At 48.6% G+C, this 1,415-nt stretch carries 1 protein-coding gene; it reads right to left on the bottom strand.

Annotated elements, in window-relative coordinates; genetic code table 11:
- Positions 1-169 precede the first annotated feature (169 nt).
- Positions 170-1,252: an ATP-dependent 6-phosphofructokinase gene (locus tag PX636_RS13040; protein ID WP_002796030.1), complete on the bottom strand. Its 1,083-nt coding sequence runs from the start codon at positions 1,250-1,252 to the stop codon at positions 170-172.
- Between the last annotated feature and the right edge of the window lie 163 nt (positions 1,253-1,415).

Here is a 1,415-nt window from a genome sequence, read left to right as displayed (position 1 = left end):
TAACAATCTTTCTGCTACATCAACTGAACTATTAATCATTTAGGTTTACTAGCGAAATTGCCGAAAAATAATTATCAGAGTTTATCTTTATTTGAGGGGTAATTTTAATCGGTGGGGAAAGGGCGATACTTAAGGATTAATTCTCGCACCGATTCCCCTAGATTTAATCTCAATCCCCTAGACAAATACCCAAACCCCTGGCGGTTTTGACTAAAGTTTCTTCGGGATCGACGACGCGATAGGTTTTAATCGCCTCCTCAATGGGAACACTGACCACTTGCCGATTTTGCCAGGCCACCATGCGATCGAATTCTCCCCTGGCGATCAGATCCACGGCCGCCACGCCAAAAGCCGCCCCCAGTAAGCGATCGATCGGAGAAGGAATACCCCCCCGTTGAATGTGGCCCAGGAAAGTCACTCTCGTTTCGGCCCCGGTTTCCCTGGCAACTTCTTCGGCTAAATAGCGACCGATACCCCCGAGACGATCTTCTCCTAGGGCTTCCTTTTGCACTAAGCGATTGCCAGTTTCGGTACGCACAGCCTCGGAGACAATAATCAGAGAAAACTGTTTATCCAGACGCTGCCGTTGCCGGATCTTCTCGCAGATCTTCTCTAATCGGTAGGGAATTTCGGGAATGAGAATGATATGGGCCCCCCCCGCAATACCGGCAGCCAGGGCGATATGGCCGGCATCTCTACCCATAACTTCTAGAATCATCACCCGGTTATGACTAGCGGCGGTAAAATGGAGGCGATCGAGGGCTTCTGTGGCGATATTAGTAGCTGTATCGAAGCCGATGGAGACTTCTGTAGCTCCCACATCATTATCGATGGTTTTTGGGATACCAATCAGATTAATGCCTCCCTGTTGGGCAATACGGCGCAAAATCGCCAGACTACCATCGCCACCGATGCCGATCAGGGCATCCAGTCCCAGACTATGATAGCCGTCAATGATGTCCTGAGAGCGATCGATCAGGGTTCCATCCGGCATCGGGAAAGCGAAGGGATCCCCCTTATTGGTAGTACCGAGAATTGTTCCCCCCATCACCAACAGGCGATCGACTCCTTCAATGTCAAAGATAGTGGTTTTGGGGGGACGGCTAACTAATCCGTTCGTTGCTTCTCGAATACCCACCACTTCCCAGCCATAATTGCCACTGGCATGGTGGACAACGGCACGAATGGCGGCATTTAAACCCGCACAGTCGCCACCACTGGTGAGAATTCCAATGCGTTTTTTTTCACCCATAGGTTTTTGTCAGGAGATCAACAAATCTATATTTAGGGAAAAGTTGCGGATAATGCCTGAAAATTAAGAAAGTTTCTAGATCGTCCCTGACAGCTAGGGGAAAAATCGGGATATTCTCAGCAATTCTCATTTTAAGGTTTTATGACATAAAAAGCCTTATAAC

Origin of the sequence: Microcystis sp. M53598_WE2 (assembly GCF_030067735.1) — a bacterium.
GTDB classification, from domain to species: Bacteria; Cyanobacteriota; Cyanobacteriia; order Cyanobacteriales; family Microcystaceae; genus Microcystis; species Microcystis aeruginosa.
Note: the sequence above shows the minus strand (reverse complement) of the source record. Positions and strands in the feature narration are given on the sequence as shown.

Excerpts from the sequence above, each read along its gene's own strand:
- PX636_RS13040 (WP_002796030.1), bottom strand. The coding sequence starts at position 1,252 with ATGGGTGAAAAAAAACGCATTGGAATTCTCACCAGTGGTGGCGACTGT.